Annotated in this window: 16 protein-coding genes; 9 read left to right on the top strand and 7 right to left on the bottom strand. The window is 68.9% G+C overall.

Annotation, left to right across the window (positions count from 1 at the left end):
- Positions 1-106: 106 nt before the first annotated feature.
- On the top strand, positions 107-1,252 hold the full coding sequence (locus ACLARN_RS10010) for a CapA family protein (protein ID WP_409491044.1): 1,146 nt from the start codon (positions 107-109) through the stop codon (positions 1,250-1,252).
- A 61-nt stretch (positions 1,253-1,313) separates the two neighbouring features.
- Here ACLARN_RS10010 and ACLARN_RS10005 read toward each other — a convergent pair whose 3' ends face one another.
- Positions 1,314-2,339, bottom strand: a complete 1,026-nt coding sequence (locus tag ACLARN_RS10005; RefSeq protein ID WP_409491043.1) for a family 2 encapsulin nanocompartment cargo protein polyprenyl transferase — start codon at positions 2,337-2,339, stop codon at positions 1,314-1,316.
- Positions 2,340-2,754: 415 nt separating this feature from the next.
- On the opposite strand from ACLARN_RS10005, the gene ACLARN_RS10000 reads away from it, so the two are divergent.
- A complete protein-coding gene (locus tag ACLARN_RS10000; protein WP_409491042.1) occupies positions 2,755-3,519 on the top strand; it encodes a hypothetical protein in 765 nt (254 codons plus the stop codon).
- A 14-nt stretch (positions 3,520-3,533) separates the two neighbouring features.
- A complete protein-coding gene (locus ACLARN_RS09995; protein WP_409491041.1) occupies positions 3,534-4,724 on the top strand; it encodes a DUF6923 family protein in 1,191 nt (396 codons plus the stop codon).
- 1 nt (position 4,725) lies between these two features.
- Here the strand turns inward: ACLARN_RS09995 and ACLARN_RS09990 are convergent, their stop codons facing one another.
- The 3 genes from ACLARN_RS09990 to ACLARN_RS09980 all read right to left on the bottom strand — a co-directional run bounded on the left by ACLARN_RS09990 (position 4,726) and on the right by ACLARN_RS09980 (position 10,656).
- The gene (locus ACLARN_RS09990; protein ID WP_409491040.1) at positions 4,726-5,742 is read right to left on the bottom strand and encodes an autoinducer 2 ABC transporter substrate-binding protein; all 1,017 of its coding nucleotides are present in this window, start codon (positions 5,740-5,742) and stop codon (positions 4,726-4,728) included.
- Positions 5,743-6,357: 615 nt separating this feature from the next.
- The gene (locus ACLARN_RS09985) at positions 6,358-7,584 is read right to left on the bottom strand and encodes a hypothetical protein (protein WP_409491039.1); all 1,227 of its coding nucleotides are present in this window, start codon (positions 7,582-7,584) and stop codon (positions 6,358-6,360) included.
- Between the two features lie 132 nt (positions 7,585-7,716).
- Positions 7,717-10,656, bottom strand: a complete 2,940-nt coding sequence (locus tag ACLARN_RS09980; RefSeq protein ID WP_409491038.1) for a BTAD domain-containing putative transcriptional regulator — start codon at positions 10,654-10,656, stop codon at positions 7,717-7,719.
- Positions 10,657-10,800: 144 nt separating this feature from the next.
- Between ACLARN_RS09980 and ACLARN_RS09975 the strand changes: the two genes are divergently transcribed.
- The gene (locus ACLARN_RS09975) at positions 10,801-11,457 is read left to right on the top strand and encodes an SH3 domain-containing protein (RefSeq protein ID WP_409491037.1); all 657 of its coding nucleotides are present in this window, start codon (positions 10,801-10,803) and stop codon (positions 11,455-11,457) included.
- A 43-nt stretch (positions 11,458-11,500) separates the two neighbouring features.
- Positions 11,501-13,072 carry an alkaline phosphatase D family protein gene (locus tag ACLARN_RS09970; protein ID WP_409491036.1) on the top strand — a complete coding sequence of 524 codons (1,572 nt, stop codon included), beginning with the start codon at positions 11,501-11,503 and terminating at the stop codon, positions 13,070-13,072.
- A 167-nt stretch (positions 13,073-13,239) separates the two neighbouring features.
- Here ACLARN_RS09970 and ACLARN_RS09965 read toward each other — a convergent pair whose 3' ends face one another.
- Positions 13,240-14,244, bottom strand: coding sequence for a winged helix-turn-helix domain-containing protein (locus tag ACLARN_RS09965; protein ID WP_409491035.1), 1,005 nt, complete (start codon positions 14,242-14,244; stop codon positions 13,240-13,242).
- 50 nt (positions 14,245-14,294) lie between these two features.
- A complete protein-coding gene (locus ACLARN_RS09960) occupies positions 14,295-15,488 on the bottom strand; it encodes a glycoside hydrolase family 105 protein (protein WP_409491034.1) in 1,194 nt (397 codons plus the stop codon).
- Between the two features lie 266 nt (positions 15,489-15,754).
- Here ACLARN_RS09960 and folP point away from each other — a divergent pair, with 266 nt between their 5' ends.
- The gene (gene folP, locus ACLARN_RS09955) at positions 15,755-16,621 is read left to right on the top strand and encodes a dihydropteroate synthase (RefSeq protein ID WP_409491033.1); all 867 of its coding nucleotides are present in this window, start codon (positions 15,755-15,757) and stop codon (positions 16,619-16,621) included.
- Here folP and ACLARN_RS09950 read toward each other — a convergent pair.
- Positions 16,618-18,138 (bottom strand): sensor histidine kinase, encoded by a 1,521-nt coding sequence (locus tag ACLARN_RS09950; protein ID WP_409491279.1) that lies wholly within the window; start codon positions 18,136-18,138, stop codon positions 16,618-16,620. The two genes, folP and ACLARN_RS09950, sit on opposite strands and share 4 nt — an antisense overlap.
- Positions 18,139-18,493: 355 nt before the next feature.
- Between ACLARN_RS09950 and ACLARN_RS09945 the strand changes: the two genes are divergently transcribed.
- From ACLARN_RS09945 to ACLARN_RS09935, 3 genes are read left to right on the top strand one after another with little or no spacing between them, the layout of a single operon-like run.
- The gene (locus tag ACLARN_RS09945) at positions 18,494-19,555 is read left to right on the top strand and encodes an ABC transporter substrate-binding protein (RefSeq protein ID WP_409491032.1); all 1,062 of its coding nucleotides are present in this window, start codon (positions 18,494-18,496) and stop codon (positions 19,553-19,555) included.
- Positions 19,556-19,571: 16 nt separating this feature from the next.
- Positions 19,572-20,354, top strand: a complete 783-nt coding sequence (locus ACLARN_RS09940; RefSeq protein WP_409491031.1) for an ABC transporter ATP-binding protein — start codon at positions 19,572-19,574, stop codon at positions 20,352-20,354.
- On the top strand, positions 20,341-21,243 hold the full coding sequence (locus ACLARN_RS09935) for an ABC transporter permease (RefSeq protein WP_409491030.1): 903 nt from the start codon (positions 20,341-20,343) through the stop codon (positions 21,241-21,243). The genes ACLARN_RS09940 and ACLARN_RS09935 overlap by 14 nt, the downstream gene beginning before the upstream one ends.
- The last annotated feature ends 86 nt before the right edge of the window (positions 21,244-21,329 follow it).

The following is a 21,329-nucleotide window of genomic DNA, read 5'->3' as shown; positions in this document are numbered from 1 at the left end:
ACTTGTCCGAAGTCTGTCCGATGATTCTTGTTGACTTTGGTTGAGTGTCACGCCCGATCGGCGTAAGGCAGGATGAAGAGAGCATGTCACCCGATCGAGGGAATCGATGTTCACCTCCCGCGCCCGTCAGACCACCGCTCTCCTCGGCGCCGCCGTACTGCTCGCCGCGTGCAGTGCCACTCCCGAGCCACAGCAGCAGCCCGCCGCGTCCAGTGCCCCGCCCGCGCGGTCTTCGACGCCGGACGGGTCGTTCACCGTGGTCGCGACCGGCGACGTGCTGATCCACCCCGCGCTGACCGACCAGGCGAAGGAAGACGGCAACGGCGAGATCGACTATCGGCAGCTGCTGGCCGGGATCAAGCCGCTGATCGCCGGGGCCGACCTCGGCATCTGCCATCTCGAGACCCCGCTCGCCCCGAAGGGCGGACCGTACAGCGGGTATCCGTCGTTCAGCGCGCCGCCCGAGATCGTCGACGCGCTCAAGGACACCGGGTACGACAACTGCTCGACGGCGTCCAACCACACGATCGACCAGGGCGTGGAGGGTGCGACGCGGACACTCGACAAACTCGACGAGGCGGGGATCAAGCACACCGGTTCGGCGCGCTCGGCCGAAGAAGCGAAGAAGCCGCTGATCGTCGACGTCAACGGGGTCAAGGTCGCCCAGCTCTCCTTCTCCTACGGGTTCAACGGGATCAAGGTGCCTTCGGGGAAACCCTGGCTGGTCAACCAGATCGACGCCGAAAAGGTGATCGCCGAGGCCAAGGCCGCGCGGAAGGCCGGTGCTCAGGTCGTGCTCGCGAGCCTGCACTGGGGCACCGAATACCAGCACGAGCCGAACGCGGAACAGCGCCAGCTCGCGAAGAAGCTGCTCGGCGACGACTCGATCGACCTGATCATCGGCCACCACGCGCACGTCGTGCAGCCCTTCGAGCAGATCAACGGCAAATGGGTCGCCTACGGTCTCGGCAACAGCGTCGCCCGGCATTCGGAGCCGAAGGGCTCGACCGAACAGGGCGCGGCCGCGCGGTTCCGGTTCGTGCGGGACGGTGAGCGATGGAAGGTCGACAAGGCCGAGTACGTCCCGACGCTGGTCCAGCTCGGCCCGCCGATCCGGCTGCTCGACCTGACCGCGGGGCAGAGCGGCGACGCCGGGGCGGATGCACTGAAGAGCACCGCTCTCAAAAACACCGACGAGGTCGTCCTCAGCCGTGGTGCCGGTGACCAGGGCCTGACCCGCCCCGGTCGCTGAACGGAACACGGGTGGGCCGAGCTGTTCGCCCGGCCCACCCGTGCCCTCTCCGCGCCCGCCTTCAATATCGTCGTCGCACCACCAGTTTCGCGAGGGCCGCGAGCTCGGCGCCTGGGCGGGGCACCGGGTTCGAGACGGCGAGATGGTGCAGCGCGCCGGTCAGGAGCGCGTCGGCCTGCTCCTGGCTCCACGTCCGGCCGCCCGCCCGTTCCACCAGTTCCGCCGCGTGGGGCAATTCCGCGGCGTCAAGGTTTTCCTTGCGGTACAAGACATCCAGTTCTCGCCCGGCATCCGTCCCGGAGTGGAGCGCGGCTACCACCGGCAGGGACTTCTTCCGGTTGGAGAGATCCGAGTGGACCGGTTTCCCGGTCACCGCCGGATCGCCCCAGATCCCGAGGAGATCGTCGATGTGCTGGAACGCCAGCCCGAGTGCCCTCCCGTACTCGGTCAGCCGGTCGACCTGATCCTGCCTCCCTTCCCCGGCGAGCGCGCCGAGCGTGCAAGACGCCCCGAGCAACGCGCCGGTCTTCCCCTCGGCCATCCGTACGCATTCTGCGGTGTCGACGTCACCGCGTTCTTCGAACTTCAGATCCGCGCTCTGTCCTTCCAGTAGGTCGATCACGGCCGTGCTCAGCACTCGCAGCGCGGTCTGCCCGAACGGGGACAGCACCTCGAAAGCCCGGCTCAGCAGGGCGTCCCCGGCGAGGATCGCGGCGCCGGTGCCGAAGACGGTCCAGGCCGTCGGGCGGTGCCGCCGGGTGGTGTCGGAATCCATCACGTCGTCGTGCAGCAGCGAGAAGTTGTGCACCATCTCCACCGCGACCCCCACCGGGACGGCGACTTCGGCGTCGCCGCCGACAGCCTCTGCGGCCAGCAGGGCGAGCGCGGGCCGCAACGCCTTGCCACCGTCCGAAGTGGACGGACGGCCGTGCTCGTCCCACCAGCCGAAGTGGTAGCCGGCGATCAGCCGCATGGACTCCGGCAGCTTCCCGACCGCGTCCCGCAGTGCCGGGTCGAGCAGATTCCGGCTCCAGCTCAGAACCTCGCCGGCGGGCCGCGCACCGGCGCGGGTGTCGATGGTGGTCAACGGGCTCCCTCTCAGCCTTACGCCCGGGTTCGGCGTTCTCCGGAATTCCTGGCGCGTCGGGTCTCAATGAATTCACAAATCGCGGATACCCGCCCGAATGGGGAGGCGCGAAATGAACATAGCAAGCGAAAATCCCCGCACAAACACACGATCGGGTAGCCGGGTACGTTCACCTGTTTGCCGGATCGGTGACGTCCAGTGGCGGCTGCTCACTCGGTCGTGAAGCCTTGCTCTCACGGTGGTGACGGAGCTTTCCGGCGCGTGTCGAAAATCGTTTCGCGGTATGGGAAATTGGGCCGAGCCGGTGATGATCGACTTTCTCTTCTGCGCCGCCAGTATGAATTGATTCAACTGACCTTCTCGGTGCGGCGGACGGTGAACTAGTTTCAACAGTCTCCACGGGGTAAGGAGTCGAATGGGCATTTACCTGACCGGCATCGCCTGGGTCGTCGGGGCGGCGGTCGGCGCGGGATTCGTCGGCTACCTCGTCCGCAGGTTCGGCTGGGACGAAGGACGGCCGGACAACAACGACGCCGCAGGCCAGGTGTTCACCATCGTCGGCGGGCTGCACGCGGTCTTGGTCGCGTTCATCCTGATCTCCCTCTTCGACTCCACGAGCGCGGCACGCGAAGGCTCCTATCACGAGGCGGACAGCCTGGTCGCCGCCGTCTGGGCCTCCGATTCACTGGGGACGGAGGTCAAGGACGAGGTCCGGAAGCTGAGCGCGGAGTACATCGCCACGGTCGAACAAAAGGAATGGCCGTTGATGGCCGCGGGCGGGGAGACCGTCCCCGACACCGGCTGGACGCAGCTCGACCAGTTGCGGAAGGCGGTGGACAAGGCCCCGTCGGACGAGGACTGGGTCCGGGAGCGCAAGGCCGAGGCGGCCGCCCAGCTCTGGCAGGTCTACGAGGCGAGGCAGGATCGGCTCAGCGCCGTCGAGGGCGGCAGGGTCGGCGGTGTCGTCTGGTTCGCACTCATTCTCGGCAGCCTCGTCTCGGTGCTGCTGCCCAACCTGTTCGGCGGCACCCGGCTGGCCGCGCATCTGGTCATCGTCTCCACCCTGGCAGGCACGGTCACGCTGCTGCTGTTCGCGATCTACCAGTTGCAGAACCCGTTCGGCGGCGGGGTACGGATCCCGCCCGACGCGTTCACCGCCGCGCTGACAAGGATCTCCTGAGCACCGTGGACGGGGTGACGCGGGCAGCCGCGATGGTGGCCGTCTCCGGGCTGGTGGGCGCGTCGGCGCTGCTGGCCCCGATGACCGCGCGCGCCGCCGAGACCTGCCTGGTGGTGCAGGCCGAGACGGGTTCGCACGGGAAGTCGAAGCTGCGCTGGCTCGACGTCGGTTCGGGGACCACTTCGCGCGTGACCGACGCGGGGTACCGGCTCAACGCGCTCGGCTATTCCGCGACCCGGGACCTGGTCTTCGGTGTCGCCGAAGGACTCAGCCGGGGCGCGCACGCGGTGACGATCGATCGTGACGGCGGCACCCGGGATCTCGGCCCGATCACCCGCGCCGGGAACCGGCTGCCGGTGTGGAGTCCCGTCGCGGGGGTGACCGCCGGCGCGATCGGCGGGAATTCCTGGTACCTGCTCAGGAACGGCACACTGTACACAGTGGACTTGACGCCGGGGGAGCGGTACCTGCGGGTGATCCGGACGGTGTTCCTGCGGCCGATCACGCTCGTCCACGACGTCAACGACTTCGCGTATCACAACGGACTGCTCTACGGAGTTTCCACCACCTGGCGCGGAAAAGGCGCCGTGATCACCATCGACCCGGAGTCCGGAAAGGTCCGTGAAGCCGACGACGCCCGGTTCCCGCCCGCCGACGTCTACGGTTCCGTCGTGCTCGCCCGCGACGGCGCCTTGTACGCCACGGCGAACCGGATCGGCGGGCGAAGCGTGCTCTATCGCCTGGATCGCGGCGGGCAGGTGACCGTGGTGCGTTCGGGCGCGCCGCTGGCGGGCTCGGACGCGGCGGGCTGTCTCACCGCCCCCGAAGTCCCCGAGCCGCCGAACCCGGAACCGCCCAAGCCGACGCCGACCCCCACTCCGACTCCTGCGCCCACTCCTGTTCCCACTCCGAAACCGACTCCGACTCCCAGCCCGACCTCGACCCCTTCACCGACGTCGAGCCCGAGCCCGAGTCCGACGCCCACGTCGTCGCCGAGCCCGGCGCCCACTTCCTCGCCCAAGGTCGTCCCGCCGCCCGCCCCGGCGCCAAAGCCGACCCGTGCCGCCCCGCCAAGGGAACGTGAGAAGGCTTCGGACGCCGACCCGCACGCCCGCACGAAGGAGAAGCGCCGGTGGGGCCTGACCGCGCTGGTGCTCATCCTCGGCGGCGGTGCGGCGGCGGGTGCTGTCCGGCGGGGCAGGTGAGTCAGTACTTGAACTGGTCCACGTTCTCGCGCGTGATCAGCAGCGGGTCGCCAAGGAGCACGGTCTTCGTGGCCTCGTCGTACTTGATCGCCGGGAGTTCGAGGTTGACCTTGTTCGACGGGCCGAGCCGTTTGCCCTCGGCGATCTGCTTGCCGGCCCAAGCCGTGAGGTAGCCGAGCGATTCGACGTTCCAAAGCACGGAAAGCGACGCGGAACCGTCCAAGAGGTACGGCTTGATCGCCTGCGGTGTCCCGACGCCGACGGTGAAGACGCGGCCGATCTTCTGCTGGGAACGGACGGCCTCGGCGACCCCGGGCGCGGACGTCGTGCACTCGCCGACGAGGCCGGTGAGGTCCGGGTACTTGGCCATCAGGGCCTTGGCCATCGAGGTGGCGGTGTCCTTGTTCTCACCGGCGTAGACCGTCTCGACGAGCTGCGCATGGGGATACTCCGTAGCGGTATAGGCACGCTGAACGGCGATCCACGCGTTGAGGTTCTCGGCGGTCTCGCCGCACGAGACGATCGCGTACTTACCTGCCTTGCCCATCTTCGTCATCAAGGCGTCGGTGAGCGCCTTGCCGATGCCCTCCGGCGTCGCCTGGTTGACGAAGAGTTCGCGATCGGTGCCGGGCGCGTCGGTGTCCGAGGTGATCACATGGACACCCTTGGCCCGCGCGTCGGTGATCGCCGGCGCCATCGAGCCGGGGTCGTTCGGGGCGATCGCGATGACGTCCACCCGCTGGTCGACGAGGTCGCGCACGATCGAGACCTGCGCGGCGGGGTCCACCGTCGCCGGACCGGTCGAGGTCCATTCGACACCGAGTTGCTTGGCCGCGGCGATCCCGCCGGTGTTCATCGCCTCGAAGTACGGGATGCCCGCGACCTTCGGCACGAACGCGATCCGGATCGGTTTGGCCGCCATCCCGGCAGGCTCGTCACCGCCGCACCCGGTCAGCCCGAACACCATGCCCAAAGCGAGCACAGTGGCAACGACGAGCGTCTTCGTCGGCCCTCGCATCTCCACCCCATAGTCACGGAACAACCTGAACCAGCCGATCGGTCTGCGCGCGGTGGAGACCTCCGGCGAAACTAGGGTCTCTGGTTACCCCGGTCAACCGGATGAGCGCAAAGGGTTACTGAAGTGAGTTCATCGACCAGGCCTGATTACCGAATCGGCTTACGGGTGTGACGGTCAGCGACCGAGAGGTATGCCGCGTATACGGGCTAGGGGTGTGTGGAAATAGGGACGTTGAGTGTCCCTATTTCCACACACCCCCTCCGGATCCGGTGGTCACAGGGTCTCCTCGTACGGGACCGGGTGGATTTCTGGTCATCTGACGATGCTGTTGGCGAATTCGTGGCCAGGCGAAAGGGCCCCGGGGCGTCGCGTGTTCTCCATCCAGTCACGCGAGTTCTCCGCCTGGACACACGTGATCGCCGTCCAGTCACGCGTGTGGTCCCCGGCAACACGCCAGGAGAGCTTCGCGTGGCCACGAATTCACCAACAGCATCATCCAACGCACCAAAATCCACAGTGAGGGGCGCGGTCCGGCACTGCGCCAACTGTGCCGCTCAAAGGAACAAAGCGAAGGCCCGGCGTTATGGGGTACGCCGGGCCTTCGCGTTCAGGGGTTCACGCGCACTTGGGTGCGACGGGCAGATCCGATCCGGTCTTCAGGTACGTGTCGGAGATGTAGTGCCCCGGGCCGATCCGGTCCCAGATGTTGCTGGTGCCGAACTTGCCGGTGACGGTCTCGCCCTCGACGTAGCATTCGATGTTGACCTTCGCGTAGTTCGCCGCGAGGCCCTTGATCGCCGCGGTGGTGCTCGCCGACGCCCGGACGTTCATCGGGTCGCCCGCCGTGCTGACGACACCGGTCGGGCCGGAGCCGGTCCACAGGTAGGAGACGTTGACCCAGCCGTTGTCCGACATCTTCAAGCCGTCCCAGAAGGTGCCGTCGGCGAGGTCGATGCCCGCCGGGTTGGCCACCTTGCGGCCGAACTCGTCCTTGCCGCCGTTGTAGCCGTCCTGGTACGCGGCCTGCGCTTCGGGCTTGCCCTGCGGCAGGTTCTTCCACATCTGACGGGTGGCCGACGGGTTCCAGTAGTCGTCCTTGGTGTTCCACGGGCCGACGTCCCACACCGGCGCGTACTCGCAGCGGCTGTTGTCGGTGCGGCAGATGCGGACGGTGTAGTTGCCGGTGTTCTTCGGCGCCAGGCCACGACCCGAAGGCAGGGCGACGAAGTGGTCGCGAGACTTGATGACGTGCCCGTTGGCGGTGGTGCCGCCGACGAGACCTTCGCGGGTGCCGAACACCTTGTACGTCAGCGGGGCAGCGGCCGCGCCGATCGCGTTGGCCTGCGGGCCGAGTTCGCCCTGGAGCGTGACGTCGCTGACCTTCGCGGTCACGCCGTCGTTCACGGTGCGCAGTCCGATCCGGACCTGGACCGTGGAGACCGAAGTGGACAGCTGGGCGGCGCCACCCTCGGTGGGCGTCCATTCGGTCCAGTCGTTTGAGTTGAGCTTCCCGCGGACATCGACCTCGACTTCGGTGCCCTTCGGCGCGTCCGCGGTCACCTGGGCGGTGACGCGGTTCACCGGCTTCCCGAGGTTCTGTTCGCCGAGCAGCAGGTAGCCCTGGCTGCCGATGGAGTCGGGTTTTCTGTGCCAGGCGGCGTTTTCCAGGCTGAGCACGCCACCGTCGCTGCGAACGTTGACGTCATCGCCGTCCACAGTGGACAGGTCGGCGCGCCAGCTCCCTTCGGGGGCCGCGTTCGCGGGGCTGGCGGCCAGCGCGGTGACCGCCCCCATGGCCAGCGCGGCCGCCATCACACGGCGGGCCTTCACGGTCCGGACCATTCCGGTCTCCCTTCGAGCACTCTCGGTTGCTACGAAGGGAGCTTCTCCGGGACCTGTACACGATCGATACAAACGCGATTCGGCACCTGGTTGCGATGGGTGAATCGCAACCAGGTGCCGAATTGCGGGGCGTCAGGCGCTCGCGGAGTCGCCGTAGGAGGCTTCCGCGGATTCCTGAAGACGCGAGGCGAGCGCGGATTCCTGTGGCCGCGCGGAGAGTTCCCGCCACAACGCCAGCGCGCGTTCCGAGTACGTCCGCGACCGCTCCGGCTGGCTCAGTGCCTCGTGCAGTTCCCCGAGCAACTGCGACACCTCGGCCTCGGACCGGCGGTCCCCGTTGCGCCGGTGCACACTCAGCGAATTGACCAGCAGCAGTTGCGCGTGCGCCAGATCGCCGCTGTGCAGATAAAGTTCGCCGAGATTCTGGTTCGCGTACCCGACGCAATGGTCGTCGCCGAGTTCGTTGAAGATCGCGATGGCCTGGTCGACCCACTCACGCGCCCCGGCGAGATTGCCCTGATGCTGCCGCAGCATCGCGAGCCGCTTCAGCGCGTGCGCCTCCCGATGCCGGTCGCCGATGGTCGCGGACTGTTCGAGCGCTTCGGTGAACCAGTGTTCCGCCTCGGCGAATCGGCGTCGCGCCAGCCACACCGCGCCGATCGCGATCCGCGCGACGGCCTCGCCGTGCGGGTCACCGGCCGCCGTGAACTGATCGAGTGCCGCGTGACAGTGCTCCAGCGCGACGGTGTCCTCGCCCTTGATCCGCAGCACGGTGCCGAGCCCGGCCAGCGCGATCGCCGCGCCCCGCGCCTCGCCGATCTTGTCGAACAACAGCTGCGACTGCTCGAACGCGACCAGCGCTTCGGCGTAGCTGTCCTGGTACAGCTGGACCTGGCCGAGGTTGCGCTGGATGATCGCCTCGCCGCGTAGCTCGCCGGATCGGCGGGCGGCGGCGAGCGCCACGGCGTGCGTGTGCAGCCAGTCGTCCTGATGCCCGCGCTGGTCGAAGTACGGCGCCAGCGCGGCGGCGAGACGCCAGGCGAGCGCGTCGAGACCGAGGTCGGCGGCCAGCGAGACGGCGGCGACGCAGGTGTGCCGCTCGGCGGAGAACCACGCGGCCGGATCCTCGATCAGCCGCTCGGCCCCTGGCGGGAGCGCGGGCTGGGCGACCGTGTCATCCCGGTAGAGCCCGAAGAAATGGATCGGCATTCGGTCCGCGGCTTCGACCGCGAGCGCGAGATATCCCTCCAGTACCCGTTTCGTGGCGTCGCGCGCCTTCGCCGGGACGTCCTGCGCACGCAGTTCGGCGGCGTAACACCGCAACAGGTCGTGCAGGCGATAGCGGGGCTCGCCGGTGCCGTCCGAGCCGACGAGATCGACCAGGTGGGCGTCCACCAGCACGTCGAGGACGTCGTCAGCGTGGGTGCGGCCGAGCAGGGCCGCGACCACCCAGGAGGGGAACTGGACCGAGCCGAGCCCGCCGAGGCCGCGGAACGCGGACGCCGCCGACATCGGCAGCAGGTCGTAGCTGAGTGTGACACTGGCCCGGACGGCCAGATCACCGACGCGGAGTTCGTCCAGTCTTCGTCTTTCGTCCCGCAGCCGGTCCGCCAGCACGCGCAGCGTCCAGCCCGGCCGGTGGGTCAGCTTCGCCCCGGCGACCCGGATCGCCAGCGGCAGATGACCGCAGTGGCGCAGGATCGCGGTCGCGCATTCCGGCTCGGCGGCGACCCGATCGGTTCCGACGATCCCTTCGAGCAGCTTCGCGGCCTCCGCCTCGGGCAGGAGGTCGACGTCGACGGGGGTGGCCCCGGCCAGATCCGGCATCCGCATCCGGCTGGTGATCAGCACCGCGCAGGCGCCCGCGCCGGGCAGATGCGGCCGGACCTGCGCCGCGCTGCCGGCGTCGTCGAGGACGACGCACATCCGGGTGCTCGCCAGCCGGGACCGCAGCAGCGCCGCGCGTTCGGGGAGATCACGCGGCAGCCCCGCGTCCGGCACGCCCAGCGCGCGGAGCAACTCGGCGAGCACGGTCATCGGCGGCCTCGGCGAGGTCGACGTCCCGGCGAGGTCGACGTGCAACTGGCCGTCGGGGAAGTCTTCCCGTACCGCGTGCGCCACCCGGATCGCGACCGAGGACTTGCCGACCCCCGGCGCCCCCGAAAACACCGCGATGGTGGGTTTTCCCTGTTCGCGGCGGTCGCGGAGGAGACCGACGAGCTCGCCGACCACCTCTTCGCGGCCGGTGAAGTCCGGCAGGTCCAGTGGCAGCTGGCAGACCGGTGCCATCGGCCGGGTGACGGCGAGGGCCATGGTGTCCGGAGCCACGACCAGCGAAGCCCGCAGTTCCCGCAGCCGCGGCCCCGGTTCGGTGCCGAGTTCCTCGGCCAGCACTTTCTCGGCCGTTTCGTACGCCTCGATCGCGTCGGTCGTGCGGCCGTCGGCCCGCAGCGCGACGATCAGCTGCTGCCAGAGTTCCTCGCGCAGCGGATGCTCGGTGACCAGGCCGCGCAGTTCGGCGACGGCTTCGGAGGTACGGCCGAGTTCGATCCTCGCCCGCAGCCGCTGTTCCTGGACCGCGAGCCGCAATTCCGTCAGCCGGGCCACGGTCGCGCCCCAGCCGTGGTCGTGGGGGAGCCCTTCGAGGACTTCGCCACGCCACAACGCTTCGGCTTGATCCAGCAGGTCGAGGGCGGATTCGGCCTGCCCGTGGCCGAGCGCGTCCTGTGCGCGGGCGGCCAGATCACCGAATCGGATGTGGTCGATCTCCTCAGGGGTGGCTTTGAGGATGTAGCCGGACGCCCGGCTGCCGATGCGTTCCCCCAGTCCGGGGTCGCGGTCGGCGAGACGTTTGCGGAGTGAATGGACGTAGGTGCGGATGTTCGCCGCCGCCGAACGCGGAGCCGACGAGGGCCACAGGACCTCGATCAGCAGTTCGGTGGAGACCACGACGTTGGGCTGGAGCAGCAGTGCGGCGAGCAGCAGACGCGGTTTGGGGCCGCCGAGCGGCACCACCTGTCCGTCCACCGCCACTTCCAGCGGACCGAGAACGCGAAACCCGAGAATTGTCACCTAAACCGCCAATACGGCAGGAGCCCCATATCCGCCGATAATATTGCCGTCCCGCCATGGTTGGCTAGATCCATTCGCATGCATGTGCAGACAGCGGGTCGGCGTTTGTACGGGATGTGTACGACGCCGGTTGACGCTGAAGTCATGAAGCGTTCAAGTGTCCGGCGACTCGCCGGTTTCTTCCTCGTGCTGGCGACGGCGGGCGCCTTGGGACTCGCCGGCGCTACTCCCGCGCTGGCCGCGGCCACCGGGACGGTCAAGACGGCGGGTGATCCGCTGAACGTGCGCCGCGCCCCGAGCACCTCTTCGAGCGCGGTGCGCACGGTGGCCAACGGCGCCACGGTGACCATCGACTGTCAGACGCAAGGGACCGAGGTCACCGGTCCCTTGGGCAAGACGACGTTGTGGGACTACGTTCCCGCGCTCGGCGGCTACATCTCGGACGGCTACGTCTACACCGGCTCCGACCAGCGGATCGCGCCCGACTGCGGGGTCGGTTCCGGCAGCGCCGAATGTTCCACCGGCGTCTGCGCGGGCGAAGGCCAGTTCCGGTCATCGGATGCTCATTTCCTCGTCTACGACAAGGACGCCGACGGCAAGTCCGCTGTGGTCGCCTACTGGCTGAAGGGTGGCGCCGGCCCGTTCTACGTCTGGGCTTCCGGCGGTAACGGCACGCACGTCGACAAGGCCGTTCCGGTCGCGAAGGGGTCGTGGGTCTATTACAAGGTCTGCGTCGCCAACGCTTCCGCGAATCCGGCCCTCGAGGCTTGTAGTGGCGGCATCACCGATTACGCCGCGTGAAATCCCTCCCTGTTCTTTCCCCACTTCGAAAGGTTGAATTCTCATGGGTCAGGTGAACCGGCGGGCGGTACTCCTCGGTGGAGCCGCGGCGGTTTCGGCGGCGGCGTTATCGTCGACGGTGCCTTCGTGGGCGAACGCGAGAACGATGGCGGCGGCGCCCGCCATCCACGACCCGTTCCAGCTCGGTGTCGCCTCGGGTGACCCGCTGCCGGACAGCGTCGTGCTGTGGACGCGGCTCGCTCCCGCCCCGCTGAACCCCGACGGTTTCGGCGGTATGCCGGACGCCGCGTACACAGTGGACTGGGAGATCGCGAACGACCAGGCGTTCTCCTCGATCGCGCAGAAGGGCACCGCCACCGCGGCCCGCGCCTCCGGGCACAGCGTGCACATCGAACCGGCCGGGCTCCAGCCGGGACGCGAGTACTTCTACCGCTTCAAAACCAGCGGCTTCATCTCACCGGTCGGCCGGACCAGGACCGCCCCCGCCGCCGGTGCCGCTGTCGACCAGCTGAAGTACTGCTTCTCCTCCTGCCAGCACTGGGAGGAGGGCTGGTACCACTCGTACAAGGGGATGCTCGCCGACGACCCGGATCTGGTGCTGTTCCTCGGCGACTACATGTACGAGAAGAAGTCCGGCCGCGCCGCCGCCGAGCGCAACCCGCGACGGCTCGCCTTCACCGAGGACGTGAAGACGCTGGCCCAGTACCGCGCCCGGCACGCCCAGCACAAGACCGACGTCGACCTCCAGAACGCGCACGCGATGGCGCCGTGGATCGTGGTCTTCGACGACCACGAGGTGATGAACAACTGGAACTCCACCACCAGCCCCGCCCCGGTCGATCGCAAGGCCGCTGGGTTCCAGGCGTTCTACGAGAACATGCCGATCAGGGCGACCGCCAAGCCGAGCGGCGCGGCGATCCGCCTGTACCGGCAGTTCGGCTGGGGGAACCTCGCCCGGTTCCACATGCTCGACACCCGCCAGTACCGCAACGCGCAGGTCCCCGACCCGTCCGGTTCGGCGGGCCCGGCGTGCACCGACATGCGGGCGACCTCGCGCAGCATCCTGGGCACGGCGCAGGAGGCGTGGCTGCTGAAGGCGCTGGAGACGCACCCGGCGAAGTGGGACTTCCTCGGCCAGCAGGTCTTCTTCGCCACCCGCGACGGCGATGGCAACAAGGCGACCTGCGAGAGCCCCGACTCCTGGCAGGGTTACGAGGCCTCCCGCGACCGGATCGCGAAGGGCATCGTGGACCGCAAGGTGCCGAACCCGATCGTGCTGACCGGCGACGTCCACCGGCACTGGGCGGCCGACCTGCGCCGCGACTACTTCAACCACAGTGACCCGGTGTTCGGCTCGGAACTGGTGACGACGTCGGTCACGAGCAACAGCGACACCGCGACCGATCCGTCGTCGGCCTGGCTCTCGAACAACCCGCACGTCAAGTACTGCCGCGGAAAGCGTGGCTACGTCCGGGTGACGGCGTCGCAAGCACAGATGCGGGCGGACTTCATGACGGTTTCGGACACCACCGAGTACGACTTCTCGAAGGTGACCCTGGCCGCGGACCGCAGCTATGTGGTGGAAGCCGGGAAGCCAGGCTTGCAACGGGTCTAAGGGGGCTCGTGGCATGCGCGGGCGGTCGGGACCAAGTACATGAAGGACCCCTTCCTGTACCTAGGCGCAAGCAAGGGGGCCTTCATGTACTTCAGGCGAGCAAGGCGGGGTGGCCGCCCCGTGCACGCGTTCAACTGGCCGTGAAGGCCAGCACGACCCCTTCAGCTTCAGGACAGCAGGTCCACCAGCGCGTCACCACGAGGAGTCCGGACCACGAGGACGACTTGGCCCTCACGGTGCCGCTGGATCAGACCCGCCGACACGAGCTGTTCGCAGTGGTAGGTCGCGGTGCTCGCGGCGCAGGACAGCAGATTCGCGATCTCGCCCATCCGGGCGGGTTTTCCCAAGTGCCGCAACAGTTTCGCGCGGTGGGCGCCGACCACCAGGTCGAGCCCTTCGGTGCCGGGGCCCGGTTCGGCCTTGCCGTTGTCGAGCAGGCCGTCCAGCCCCGGCAGGGGGTAGCCGATCCAGATGGCGTTCTCTTCGTCGAAGTTGGACACCACCGACCGGCAGCCCGCGAGCATCGGGACGAGGATCAGTTTGCGGCCGCGGACGGCGTAGCGCGCCGGTTCGGCGTCGGGCAGCAGCAGTGAGCCGTTGCTGAACCGGAAATGGGGTCGCAGCAGGCCGAGTACCGCGTCGGTCCCGCCGCGGACGGAGGCGACACCGATCCGTTCGATCTCGCGGTCGAGCAGGGGCCGGGCCTTGGTCCAGAGGTTTTCGGTCGCCAGCCGGGTCGCGGTGAAGGCGTCCGCGAGCGAGGCGACCCAGCGTCTCGGATGGTCGGCGGCCTGCCGCCACTGCGCGGGCAACCGGTCGCCGAAGACCTCTTCCAGGCCTTTCAGGACGTCGGCTTCCGTCAGGTCGCGCAGCATTTCCGCCTGAGCGGCGGCGGAAGCGTCCCCGGCGGGACTGATCGGCACGATGAAGTCCGGTTGCACGGAGGTGCCGCGGCGGGCGAGGGCGCTCGCCGCACGGTATCCCTGCTCCGGGATCGCCGAGCCCACCTGGCGGCGCCAGGGGGCCGGCAGGCCGCGGTCGTAGCCGCCGACGACTTCGACGAGCAGGGAGACCAGTGAGATGTGCGGGGAAACCGTCACACTGACCGGGATCGTGCTGGTGTCACCGAGTTCGAGCCGGGTATAGGAGGCCTGGGGCGGCGTCTCGCGCATCCGGTCGTCCCTCCTGGGATTGGGGCGTCGCAGCACGCGATGTTAGCGCCTCAGGTCAATACCCGGCACCGCCCGGAAAAACCCAGTTGCTCGTTCATGATGAGAAACGCGCCGAGACCGTGGAAATCGTTGGTGTTGCGCTTACGCCCGTAGTAATACGCGGTGTCGCCGACATTAGTGCCCTCGGAGATGTTCGCGATATCCGCCAATCCGTCGGAACCGGTCGAAACCTGGGACAAGACCCCGCGGTAGCCCTTCGCGGCCACCGGTCCGTACTCGGTGCCGATGTAGCCGCGTTCCACGGCCCGGGAGAGCAGGAACGTGTACATCGCCGACGCCGAGGTCTCCAGCCAGTTGTCCTTGTCGCCGCCCCGGTCGACGACCTGGAACCAGCGGCCCGAAGCCCGGTCCTGCCACCGGGTGTACCCCGCCGCGAGGAACTTGACGACGTCGACGAGGCGACGGCGCCGCGGATGGCCGTCGGGCAGGATCTCGAGCAGGTCGATCGACGCCATCCCGAGCCAGCCGATCGCGCGGGCCCAGTGATACTTCGAATGCCGTCCGTCGCCCGAAGCCCACGATTCCGAGCCGTCTTCGTCGTAGGCGTGGTAGAGCAGGCCCTTGGCGGGTTCCTTGAGCCGGTCGAAGTACACGACGACGTTCTTCGCGGCCTCTTCGTAGCAGTAGCCGGAATCGCCGAAGGTCTTGCCGTACAAGGCGAGGAACGGTTGCGCCATGTACACGCCGTCCGCCCACAACTGCCCGGCCCTGCTCGTGGCATGGAACATCCCACCGTCGGACGTCCGGGGATAGGACGGGAACCGGCGGCGCAGCTGGTCCGCAGCGGTCTTGTACTTCGCCTGCCCGGTTTCGGTGTACAGCAAGGGGAACATCTGCCCGGAGCGCATCGCGTCCAGGTTGGTGAAGCCGTTGGAGATCCCGCTTTCGGTGACGAACCGGTCGTACCAGGCGAGGATGTAGTCGAGGTAGCGCCGCTCCCCGGTGCGCCGGTACACCAGGTACTGGCCGTAGAGGTACAGGCCGCGGGTGTAACCCCAGCCGCCGAGGGTGGCCGGGGTGTAGCGCTTCATCGTCGAGTCGACGACCGCCCGCGACCAGTCCACGGATCCCGGTGTGGCAGCGGCGGCCACACCGGGGATGGCCAGTGCGCCGAGGGCGCCCGCGGTTCCCGCCAGCACGGTGCGCCGCGAAAGCCGTGCCGCGCGAAGAGGATTTTGGGACATTCGTGGCCCTTCCTGCGCCGGGGACACCGGGGGAGTGGGTGGCCGGGATGCCGATCCGCCGTCCGTCGGCATCCCGACCAGCTCTGGGGGCTGAACTTTCCTTGCGGGACAACGTCTACTCGTCTTCTCGACGGTGAGTCAAGAGAGATCCGATCTCTTACGTCATATATCAGATATGCCACTCGAATGGCCGCTCCCGGTGTCCGGGACGGGTCCCGGTGGGCGGCACTCTCTCCGGAGTCGGTCCGCTCGCCTACGATCGGTACGTGAACGAGCTGACCTTCCGCGGGCGCCAGGTCGCCCGGGACCGCGCACTGGTCATGGCGATCGTCAACCGCACCCCCGATTCCTTCTACGACAAGGGCGCGACCTTCTCGGACCCGGACGCGCTCGCCGCCGTCGCGCGGGCGGTGGCGGAGGGGGCCGACATCGTCGACATCGGCGGGGTGAAGGCCGGTCCCGGCGCGGAGGTCGACGTCGAGGAAGAGATCCGACGGGTGGTCCCGTTCGTCGAGCGGATCCGCGAACTACACCCCGACCTGGTGATCAGCGTCGACACCTGGCGGCACGAGGTGGGCAGGCGCTCGGCCGAGGCGGGCGCGGACCTGATCAACGACACCTGGGCGGGTGCCGATCCGAAACTGGCCGAGGTCGCGGCGGAGTTCGGCACCGGCTACGTCTGCTCGCACACCGGGAACGCCGTCCCGCGCACCCGCCCGTTCCGGGTGACCTACCCGGACATCGTCGCCGATGTCGTCGCGGAGACGACGGCCCACGCCGAAGCGGTCGTCGCACTCGGTGTCCCGCGCGAGGGTGTGCTGATCGACCCGACCCACGACTTCGGCAAGAACACCTGGCACAGCCTGGCGCTGCTGAGGCACGCGCGGGAACTGGCCGACACCGGCTGGCCGGTGCTGATGGCACTGTCCAATAAGGACTTCGTCGGGGAGACGCTCGGGGTGGAACTCGCGGAGCGGGTCGACGGGACCCTCGCCGCGACGGCCTGGGCGGTGGCCGAGGGGGCGAAGGTGTTCCGGGTGCACGAGGTGAAACGCACCCGGCAGGTGCTGGAGATGATCGCGTCGATCCAGGGGACGAGGCCTCCCGCACGCGCGATCCGCGGCTTGGCCTAGCCGTCCAGCGGAACCACCGCCGAGACCGTGCTCCCGGATCCGGGCTCGCCGACGACGGTGAGTTCACCGCCGAGCGCGCGGACACGGTCGCGGAGGCCGTGCAGCCCGGAGCCACCGTCGATATCGGCCGCGCCGGTGCCGTCGTCGTGGACGTCCACCCGCAAGCGGTCCTCCTCGACGCCGATGCGCACGCGAACCTCCCGCGCCCGAGCGTGCTTCAGGGCGTTGGTGACCGCCTCGGAGACCACGAAGTACGCCGTCGCCTCGACGGCGCCGCTGAGCCGGGGCACGTCCGCGGCGTCGAGGCCGACCTCGAGCGGGATCCGGTCCAGCAGTGACCGGACCGCCGCGATCAGCCCGGCGTCGGTGAGGATCGCGGGGCGGAGGCCGTGCGCGAGCTCGCGCAGTTCGGTGACGGTGCCCTGAAGTTCGTCGATGGTGCCTCGCAGCAGGCTCGCGACGGCCGGGGTCAGCTCACCGCCGAGCCGTCGTTCGGCCATACGCAGCAACAGCACGATGCTCACCAGACGCTGCTGTGCGCCGTCGTGCAGATCGCGTTCGACGCGTCTCCGCTCGTCGTCGGCGGCGGCCACGATGCGGGCGCGGGAGGCCTGGACCTCGACGAGGCGTTCCTCCAGTTCCGCGGCGAGGCGCTGGTTGTCCAGCACCAGCCCGGCGGCGGCGTTGAGCGCGTCGATCGACCGGCTGTCCTTCCACACCTCGTCGTCCTGCACGAGCGCGGCCAGCCCGGTGCCGTCGCGTTCCAGCAGGAGCCGGATCATCTCCGCGTTGCCGACCCGTGCCCGCAGCACCCCGATCAGGAACGCCAGCGGCCACAGGCAGAACGAGATCCGGTAGACGTCGAGCAGCAGGTCGGAGGCCGGATGCCCGGAGCCGAGCGCGCTGCCGACCGTGGTGCTCACCGCGCCGATCACGGCGATCGCGACGACCGGGGAGAGCAGCCGCCGCTGCGGGAGGCGGCCCGCGAGCCAGCGGTAGAGCAGCACCGCGACGACGCCGCCGCCGATCAGCGCGCCGACCAGTTCGAGGAGCCGTTTGACCAGTCGCTCGGCCTCCGGGGAGGCCGCGACCGCGGCGAGGTTCTTCGGATCGTCGTTGACCAGCAGGCTGAGCACCGCCGCCCCGAAGACCACGGCGTACGCGGAGAGGACGAGCACGCGTTCCCAGCGGGACCGGAGTTTTCCGTGCGGGAAGACGACCACGAGATGCGCGATCACCGGACTGGACGCGGCCGTCAGCGCCAGGCCGGCGGTGTGCGCGAGCGGGTCACCGGCGAACTGCAGGTCCTCGGCGAACAACGCGAGCCCGGCCAGCGCGATGAGCAGGCCGATGGGGTTCGAGGCGCGGCGGACGTGCGCGACGGCGCCGGCCAGGAGGAAGAGGAACCCGGTCGCCGTCGACAGGGTGGTGTCGAGCGCGGTGTGCGTGCCGTCGGCGAGCTTGAGCGTCATCGCGAGGACGCCCATCCCGATCCCGGCGGTCAGCACGCCCGCCATGGCGACGGTCCGAGGGTGGTTCACCACTTAGTGGTCGCCATCGGAAGTCCTCCGGGGGTCTCGACGGCCCAGCTTCCCGCTGGACGCACGGCCACAAGGCCCGAGTACGACACCTGTCAACCACTAAGCGTGGTTCGCCCGTTCGGCCCGAACCGTTACACCGGGAGGACCCCCTGATCGGGCGGTACGGTCATGGGACGCCCGTCCTGAAATGTGGAACGACTGTTCCGCCTGGTGTCAAGGTTTCCCGGTATCTTTCCCGTCATGCGGATGGCGATGCGGCTGAGCGGCCGAACGTGTCACTCTCGCGGCCACCACCCGAGGCTGAGCTGTACCCCCGAAAGGCGACACCCCCGTGAGCACCCACCACAGAACCCGCCTGCTGGCCGCGGCCTTCGCCGCCCTGACCCTGGCCGGTGGGATCGCGGGGTGTTCACGCGCGGACAACGCCGCGGCGCCGTCGGAGCACAAGAGCCAGGGCGCCGCGGGTGAGGTGCGCGTCGGGTACTTCCCGAACGTGACGCACGCGCCCGCGCTGATCGGGGTGAAGAACGGCTTCTTCGCCAAGGAACTCGGCTCGACGAAGCTCACCGCCCAGACGTTCAACGCCGGGCCCGAAGAGGTCAACGCGCTGCTCGGCAACTCGCTCGACATCGCCTTCATCGGCTCCGGCCCGGCGATCAACGCCTTCACCAAGTCCAAGGGCGCCATCCAGCTCGTCTCCGGCGCGGTCACCGGCGGCGCGCAGCTGGTGGTGAAGCCCGAGATCACCACACCCGAGCAGCTCACCGGCAAGAACATCGCGACGCCGTCGCTGGCGAACACCCAGGACGTCGCGCTCAAGAAGTTCATCGCCGAGAAGAAGCTGCCCGACGTCAAGATCACCAACCTCGACAACCCGAAGACGTTCGACGCCTTCAAGAAGGGCGAGCTCGACGGTGGCTGGCTGCCGGAGCCGTGGTCCTCGCGGCTGGTGCTGGACGCGGGCGCGAAAGTCCTGCTGGACGAGAAGACCCTGTGGCCGGAAGGCAAGTTCCCGACTACCGTCGTGATCGTCCGCAGCGAGTTCCTCCAGCAGCACCCGGAGACCGTCACCGCCATCCTCAAGGGTGAGCTCGCCGCCATCGACTGGGCGAAGACCAACCCCGCCGAGGCGAAGAAAGTGGTCAACGGAGAACTCAAGGCGCTCGCGGGCAGCACACTGAACGAGGCCGTTCTCGACCGCGCGTTCTCCGGCATCGAACTCGGCATCGATCCGGTGGCGTCGACCTTCACCCAGCTCGCGCAGGACTCGGTGACCGCCGGGGTGGTGAAGTCCGCGGTGGACCTCAAGGGGTTCGCCGACTTCGGCCCGCTCAACGCCGTGCTCTCCGAGCAGGGCAAGCCCGGCGTGGACGCGCCCGGACTGACGAAGTGACCGGAGGGGATCAGCGATGACGACCACTTTGGAACCCGGCCTGTCCACCGGTGTCGCCGTGCGTCTCGACGGCGTCCGGAAGGTGTTCGGCCCGACCGGTCGCGCCGTCGTGGCCCTCGACGGGATGGACCTGACGGTCGCCCCCGGCGAGTTCGTCTGCCTGCTCGGCGCCTCCGGTTGCGGCAAGAGCACCCTGCTGAACCTGGTCGCCGGACTCGACCGGCCGACGTCCGGTTCGATCACCTTGGAGACCTCCCGGCCCGCGGTGATGTTCCAGGAGGCCGCGCTGATGCCGTGGCTGACCGCGGCCCGCAACGTGGAACTGCCGCTGCGGCTGGCCGGTTTCGGCCGGGCCGAACGCCGAGAGAAGGCGGCCGAACTGCTCGAACTCGTCCGGCTCGGCGGCGCGGGCGACAAGCGGCCGCACGAGCTGTCCGGCGGGATGCGGCAGCGCGTCGCGCTCGCCAGGGCGCTGGCCGCGACCCTGCGTGTCGGCGGTGACCCGGAGCAGTCGCTGCTGCTGATGGACGAGCCGTTCGCCGCGCTCGACGCCATCACCCGCGACGTCCTGCAAGGCGAACTGCTGCGCGTCTACCGCAGCACCGGCACCTCGGTGCTGTTCGTGACGCACGACGTCCGCGAGGCCGTTCGGCTCGGCCAGCGCGTCGTGCTGCTCTCGTCGCGGCCGGGCCGGGTCGTGCGGGAATGGCGCGACGTCCAGGCCTCCGACGCCGAGGAGCTGACGCTGGAGATCACCGGTCACCTCCGGGAGGTGATCAGTACCCATGCCGCGGCTTGACCGCCCCGACGCCGGGGCGTCTGTGGCGGAGGAAGCGGACGAGGCCGTCGGCGCGGGGCTCGATTCGCTCGACACCCCCGCCGGCGAGCGCCGGGAAAGCCGGGGGAAGCGGTTCCTGCGCGGTTTCGTGCCGCCGTTGGTCTTCCTGGCCTTGCTGGTCGTGCTCTGGCAGATCCTGTGGGCCGCCGCGTTCTGGCCGGAGTCGATGCTGCCCGCGCCGCTCGCGGTGTGGGACGAACTCGTCGACATCACGAGCACGGGCGAGATCTTCGAGTTCGTCTGGACGTCGGTGCACCGGGCGGCGCTGGGCTTCCTGATCGGCGTGGTCATCGGTACCCCGCTCGGCCTGCTGGTGGCGAAGGTCCGGCTCGTCCGGTCGGCGGTCGGGCCGTTCCTGACCGGGTTGCAGAGCCTTCCGTCGGTGGCCTGGGTGCCGGCGGCGATCCTGTGGTTCGGGCTGAACGACGCGTCGATCTACTTCGTCGTCCTGCTGGGTTCGGTGCCGTCGATCGCGAACGGCCTCGTCTCGGGTATCGACCAGATCCCGCCGATCCTGCCGCGCGTCGGCCAGGTGATGGGGGCGAGCCGGTTCTCCTCGGCCCGGTACATCCTGCTGCCCGCCGCGCTGCCCGGCTTCCTGGCCGGGCTCAAGCAGGGCTGGGCGTTCTCGTGGCGTTCGCTGATGGCCGCCGAGCTGATCGCGCTGTCCCCGGCGCTCGGCAAGGGGCTCGGCGCGTACCTGAACGAGGGCTCGTCGTTCAACAGCATGGAAGGCGTGATCTCGGCGATCTTCCTGATCCTGCTGGTCGGCGTCGGCATCGAGCTGCTGGTGTTCCGCCCGCTGGAACGTTCGGTCCTGCGGGCGCGGGGACTGACGGCCTCGCTCTAGATCTCACGGGGCCTGAGCGTTCATCTGCCGGAGGTGGCCTACCTACGACACCGTAAGTTACGGTGTCGTAGGTAGGTGTTTCCCGT

The sequence above is a fragment of the Amycolatopsis sp. cmx-11-12 genome, from assembly GCF_046269425.1.
Taxonomy (GTDB): domain Bacteria; phylum Actinomycetota; class Actinomycetes; order Mycobacteriales; family Pseudonocardiaceae; genus Amycolatopsis.
Note: the sequence above shows the minus strand (reverse complement) of the source record. Positions and strands in the feature narration are given on the sequence as shown.

What these genes read in the sequence shown, in the direction of transcription:
- ACLARN_RS10010 (WP_409491044.1), top strand. Translation starts at nt 107, where the DNA reads ATGTTCACCTCCCGCGCCCGTCAGACCACCGCTCTCCTCGGCGCCGCC.
- ACLARN_RS10000 (WP_409491042.1), top strand. Translation starts at nt 2,755, where the DNA reads ATGGGCATTTACCTGACCGGCATCGCCTGGGTCGTCGGGGCGGCGGTC.
- ACLARN_RS09990 (WP_409491040.1), bottom strand. Translation starts at nt 5,742, where the DNA reads ATGCGAGGGCCGACGAAGACGCTCGTCGTTGCCACTGTGCTCGCTTTG.
- ACLARN_RS09985 (WP_409491039.1), bottom strand. Translation starts at nt 7,584, where the DNA reads ATGGTCCGGACCGTGAAGGCCCGCCGTGTGATGGCGGCCGCGCTGGCC.
- ACLARN_RS09975 (WP_409491037.1), top strand. Translation starts at nt 10,801, where the DNA reads ATGAAGCGTTCAAGTGTCCGGCGACTCGCCGGTTTCTTCCTCGTGCTG.
- ACLARN_RS09970 (WP_409491036.1), top strand. Translation starts at nt 11,501, where the DNA reads ATGGGTCAGGTGAACCGGCGGGCGGTACTCCTCGGTGGAGCCGCGGCG.
- ACLARN_RS09965 (WP_409491035.1), bottom strand. Translation starts at nt 14,244, where the DNA reads ATGCGCGAGACGCCGCCCCAGGCCTCCTATACCCGGCTCGAACTCGGT.
- ACLARN_RS09960 (WP_409491034.1), bottom strand. Translation starts at nt 15,488, where the DNA reads ATGTCCCAAAATCCTCTTCGCGCGGCACGGCTTTCGCGGCGCACCGTG.
- ACLARN_RS09950 (WP_409491279.1), bottom strand. Translation starts at nt 18,138, where the DNA reads ATGGCGGGCGTGCTGACCGCCGGGATCGGGATGGGCGTCCTCGCGATG.
- ACLARN_RS09940 (WP_409491031.1), top strand. Translation starts at nt 19,572, where the DNA reads ATGACGACCACTTTGGAACCCGGCCTGTCCACCGGTGTCGCCGTGCGT.
- ACLARN_RS09935 (WP_409491030.1), top strand. Translation starts at nt 20,341, where the DNA reads ATGCCGCGGCTTGACCGCCCCGACGCCGGGGCGTCTGTGGCGGAGGAA.